General features: G+C 74.4%; 6 protein-coding genes. All 6 read right to left on the reverse strand.

The annotated features are described in order from the left end of the window. Positions 1-111 precede the first annotated feature (111 nt). Positions 112-405 carry a flagellar motor switch protein FliN gene (gene fliN / locus PSR1_RS21820; protein WP_059439449.1) on the reverse strand — a complete coding sequence of 98 codons (294 nt, stop codon included), beginning with the start codon at positions 403-405 and terminating at the stop codon, positions 112-114. 8 nt (positions 406-413) lie between these two features. Next, entirely contained in the window at positions 414-1,418 is a 1,005-nt protein-coding gene (locus PSR1_RS21825; protein WP_237758194.1) for a flagellar motor switch protein FliM, read from the reverse strand. An 8-nt stretch (positions 1,419-1,426) separates the two neighbouring features. Continuing rightward, entirely contained in the window at positions 1,427-1,930 is a 504-nt protein-coding gene (fliL, locus tag PSR1_RS21830; RefSeq protein WP_059439451.1) for a flagellar basal body-associated protein FliL, read from the reverse strand. Positions 1,931-2,051: 121 nt separating this feature from the next. Beyond that, positions 2,052-2,918 carry an HDOD domain-containing protein gene (locus tag PSR1_RS21835; protein WP_059439452.1) on the reverse strand — a complete coding sequence of 289 codons (867 nt, stop codon included), beginning with the start codon at positions 2,916-2,918 and terminating at the stop codon, positions 2,052-2,054. A gap of 10 nt (positions 2,919-2,928) precedes the next feature. Beyond that, on the reverse strand, positions 2,929-4,089 hold the full coding sequence (locus PSR1_RS21840; protein ID WP_059439453.1) for a response regulator: 1,161 nt from the start codon (positions 4,087-4,089) through the stop codon (positions 2,929-2,931). A 66-nt stretch (positions 4,090-4,155) separates the two neighbouring features. Continuing rightward, on the reverse strand, positions 4,156-4,548 hold the full coding sequence (locus tag PSR1_RS21845; RefSeq protein WP_237758195.1) for a chemotaxis protein CheX: 393 nt from the start codon (positions 4,546-4,548) through the stop codon (positions 4,156-4,158). Between the last annotated feature and the right edge of the window lie 296 nt (positions 4,549-4,844).

Raw genomic sequence — 4,844 nt, forward strand, 5'->3', positions numbered from 1 at the left:
CGGAGGGCGCGGGCGAGGGCGACGTGGCGGCATCCGCCGCAGCGGGCGCGGGGAGCGGGACGGCGGACAGCAGCAGCGCGGCGAGGAGCGCGGTGGGCATGGGCTCGGCTCCTAGCGCAGGCGCTGGATGCGCTCCTGCGGCGAGACGATGTCGGTGATGCGCACGCCGAACTTGTCGTTCACCACCACCGCCTCGCCGCGCGCCACGAGCCGTCCGTTGACCAGGATGTCGAGCGGCTCGCCGGCGACCTTGTCCAGCTCGATCACCGAGCCGGGCGCGAGCTGGAGCAGGTCCTGGATGGTCATGCGGGTGCGGCCGAGCTCGACGTCGATCTCGAGGGGCACGTCGAGCAGCAGGTCGAGGCGCCGGGTCGAGTCGCCGTTGCGAGGGGTCTGGGCTTCCATCGGGATCCTCAGCGGAGGAGGGTGGCGGGGGTCAGCGCGGGCGGGCGGAGCGGCTGGTCCAGCACCACCGCCAGGCTGCCGCCCGAGACGGTGGGCGTCCCGAGGAGCTTCTCGCGCCCCTGCACCACCACCGGCACGGGCCTGCCCTCGTCGGTGTCGAGCAGCAGCACCTCGCCCTCGGCGAGCTCGAGCAGGCGCGCGAACGGGATGCGGGCGCGGCCGTAGAGGCCGCGGAGCTCCACCGGCACCTGCTCCACCTCGCGCGCCAGCGCGTCGGCGAACCGCTCGTCGGCGCGCTGCGAGAGGCGGCGCGGCGAGGAGAGCTTCTGCTTGGCGGACTCCACCGCGGCGTAGGGGATGACGAGGTGCAGCCGCCCCTCGAGGCCGCCCTTCAGCTCGAACCCGGAGACGATGCCGACGTCGGTGGGCGGGGCGATGCTGGCCATGCGCGGATCGGGCTCGAGGCGGAGCACCTCCGGCTCGAAGGGCAGCACCGGCGCCCAGGCCTGCGCCATCGCGTCGGCGAGCAGGCGCAGGAGGCGGCGCAGCACGAGCTGCTCCACCGAGGTGAGCTCGCGGCGCGTGTCGCCGCCCTCCTCCGGCTGGCGGACGCGCCGGTCGCCGAGCGCCGCCGCGAGCAGCGCCTCGGCCAGCCCGGCCTCCAGCACCGCCAGCGCGAAGCCGTACGACGCGCCCAGGCCCAGGATGCACACCGAGGCGGGCGGCGCGAGCAGCGGCGCGAGGTCGGCGAACTTCAGCAGCGTGGCCGGCGCGGAGGCGATCCGGAGCGCCAGCCGCGTCCGGCCGGCCAGCCCGATCCCCAGCATCGACGCCACCTGCTCGTTGATGGCGTCGAGCGTGGGCATCTGGCCGCGGATGATCCGGTCCTGGCTGGTGAGGTCGTACGGCGCGACCTGGGCCCGGCTGGAGGGCGCGCCCTCGGCGGCGAGGCGGCCGTCCTGGATGGCGCTCATGAGCGCCTTGATCTCGTCGGAGGTGAGGATGGCGGGCACGGGCGGGCTCACTGGATGACGAGGTCGGTGACGTAGAGCGCGCGGACGTCGACGCCGGCGGCCAGCGCCCCGAGCCGCTCCGAGAGCGCCGCCTTGGTGCGGGCGATGGCGTCGCTGCCCCGCAGCTCCTCCACCGTCCGGTCGGAGAGGTAGGCGATGAACGCGTCGCGGACCCGCGGGACGAGCGGCGTGAGGCGGGTCCGGTCCTCCTCGGTGGCGACCTCGACGTCGAAGGTGACGCGCGCGTAGCGGTCGGCGTCGGTGTCGCGCAGGTGGACGATGAAGTCGGCGAGCTTGATGGTGGGCCCGGGCGGCGCGGCCGCGCGCTCGTCGCCGTGCGCCGGGCCCGCCGCCGGGGCGGGCGGGGCGCCCGCCGCGCCGCCGCGCAGCAGGAACGCCGCCAGCAGCCCGGCGACCGCGAGGAGGTTGAGCGCGAGGAGCGCCGGGACCAGCTTCGAGCCGCCGGGCGCCGGCGCGGGGGGCGGGGTGGGGCCTTCGTTCGCGTCTGCCATGTCGTCTCCCGCGCGACCCCGGGAGCAAGCCGCGCGCCACGCAGGAGGGGCCTGATGCCGCGGGGTTGGGAGGACGTCAGGCGGCTGGCGCCGTCACCGCGGTGACGGCGCCGGGGAGGTGCTAGTCGTACAGACCGCGGACGCGCTCGCGCAGGCCGCGCGTCAGCGTGCGCAGCACGTCGTCGGAGATGCCGATGACGGAGCGCCCGATCATCACCAGCGCGTCCACGTCCTCGGCGTCCACGGCGCCGGCGAAGATCCCGGACCTCTTGGCGAGCGCGTTCGCGAAGCACACCGCGTTCGCGAGCGAGGCGCGATCGCCCTTGTCGTACTCCGTCGCCTCCCGGACGCACGCGACGATGGGCGCGGGGAGCTGCCACCGCTCCGCCAGCGCCACCCCGACCCGCCGGTGCACCCGGCCCACCACCATCAGCCACTCGCCGGAGTCGATCCAGCCGCGCTGGTACACCTCGGTGAGCTGCCGCTCGACCTCGAGCAGCACGCTCGCCACCACCGGCTTGCCCACGTCGTGCAGCAGGCCGGCCAGGTAGGCCGACTCGGAGTCGCCGGTCCCGGTGAGCGCGAGCACGTCGCGGGCGAGGATGCCCACCGCCACCGAGTGCTCCCAGAGCGCCTTCAGGGCGGCGTTGATCTGCGCGTCGCGCGAGACGAACAGCTTCTGCGCCGACGCCTCCACCAGCAGCGCCTTCAGCGCGCGGGTGCCGAGCCGCGCCAGCGCCTCCTGCAGCGTGATCTTGCGCGTGCCGGCGGCGAAGGCGGCGCTGGTGGCCATGCGCAGCGCGCGGGCCGCCAGCACCGGGTCCTTCTCCAGGATCTGCGCCGCCTCCTTCATGCCGGCGTCCGGGTCGCGCAGCACGTCCAGCACGCGCGCGGCCACCGCGGGCAGGGTGGGCAGGACGAGCTGGTCGGCCTCGATCCGCCGGACGAGGATCGCCTCCAGCTCGGCGGAGAGCTTGTCGACGCTCATGCGCGTCGCGCTAGGCGGCGCCGCCCGCGCGCGCCTCCTGGACGGTGGCGAACAGCCGGAGGTCCTTCGTCTCGGTGTAGCCGCCGAGCGCCTTGCGGACCTCGGGCGCGCCGACCAGCGCGAGCGACATGCCGAAGTCCCGCGCCTTCTCCGCCACCGCGTTCACCAGCTTCGGCAGCCGGTCGCCCTCGAGCGGCGGCGTCCCCACGTCGAGCACCACCTCGTCGTAGCAGGCCGCCGCGACCTTCTCGAGCGCGTCGGCGAACACCGCGTGGACCCGGTTGTAGAAGCGGTCCACCTTGTCGGCCCGGCCCGCGAACGGCGCCAGGCGCAGCACGTTGTCCTCGATCTGCAGGAAGTCCTGGTTGTCGAAGTACTGGAGCAGGAAGTCGTCGATGGTCTCGGGGCGGAACGGCTTGAAGAGCACGTCGTCGAAGCCCTGCTCCCGGACCTCCTTGGTGACGTCGTTGGCGGTGCGCAGCGCGAGCGCCACCAGCGCGGCGTGCGGCTGCAGCACGCGGATCTGCTGCGCCAGCACGGCGCTGTTCACGTCGGGGATCTCGGTGTCCACCAGCACCACGCGGTAGACGCGCTCGCGGCAGGCGGCCAGCGCCGAGGCGGCGCTGGTGTAGCCGTTCAGGCTCACGTGCTGCGGCACCATGGAGCGCAGCTTCTTCTGGACGTTCTCCATGTCGTCCACCACCAGCACGTCCACGAACCGGCCGCCGGCCGGCGCCGGGGCCGCCGCGCCCGCCTCGGCCGGTGAGACCTCCACCGCCGGCTCCGCGCCGAGGCCGCCCACGCCGCCGCCCTCGCCCTGGAGGACCGAGAGCACCTTGGAGCGCAGCTCCTCGGGCTTGAAGGGCTTCAGGATGTAGTCGGAGATGCCGAGCTTCATGGCACCGGCCACGATGCTCCGCTTGGACTCCGAGGTGAGCATGATGACCGGCGTCTGGTTGCCGCCGTCGCGCATGCTCTGCAGCATGGCGGGGCCGTCCATGTTCGGCATCGTCACGTCGAGCAGCACCAGGTCCACCTGGGCCTGCGCGAGCTGCTCCAGCCCCTGGATGCCGTCCTCGGCCTCCAGCACGTCGAACCCCAGCTCCTTCACCTGCTTGCCGACGATGGTGCGCACCGCGCGGCTGTCGTCCACGGTCAGGATGGCGGGCATCTCTTGCCTCCGGCCCCGGCGCCCGGCCCGTCACGGGCCTCGCGCCGGCGCGAAATCGTCAATGGGTCAGGCCAGCCCCTCGAACACCCACAGCACCAGGCCGAGGTGCTCCGCGCGCAGCACCACGCTGTTCGCGCTCTCCGGGGGCGGCGGCACCGGCGGCTGGCCGGCGGGGACCACCCGCGGCAGCCCCAGCGCCTGCTCGAGGCGCAGGTGCGCCTTGAGCAGCCCGGCGGTCATGTTGACCAGCTCGCAGAGCGAGTCGGACAGCATCTCGTCCGAGACCTCGTCCGCGCCGATCTGGAACAGCGCCGCGGTCAGCGCCGTGCAGCCCTCGCGATCCGAGGACAGGCCCACCGTGAGCGGGCGAGCGCCGTCGATGGCGAGCACGGCGCCGCGCCACACCAGATCGCGCCACGGCGTCCGGGCGGCATCGGGGACGAAGGTGAGTCCCAGCATCGTCTGGGTCACTCCCGACACCACGGAGGCCATCTGTTCTGGGGGCGGCAAGGTCGTCATGAGCGGGCACCGGGGCTGTGCCGGGAGCGTCCCGGCGCCGCGATCGGGCGCGGACCCCGCGGTGGCACTCTGCAAGCGCCTTGCCTCGACGCGGCGGCCGCCGCCGGGACGCGGGGCTCGCCTCGCGCGCAGCGCGCCGGGCGGCCCGGCGCCGGGCCTCGCGCAGCTTCGCGCTGCGCCCCAGCGGCTTCGTGGATCGACGCGGCGGGCGGCCGATCCTGACGCCAGGCGCATGA

Source organism: Anaeromyxobacter sp. PSR-1, assembly GCF_000964525.1.
Lineage (GTDB): Bacteria > Myxococcota > Myxococcia > Myxococcales > Anaeromyxobacteraceae > Anaeromyxobacter.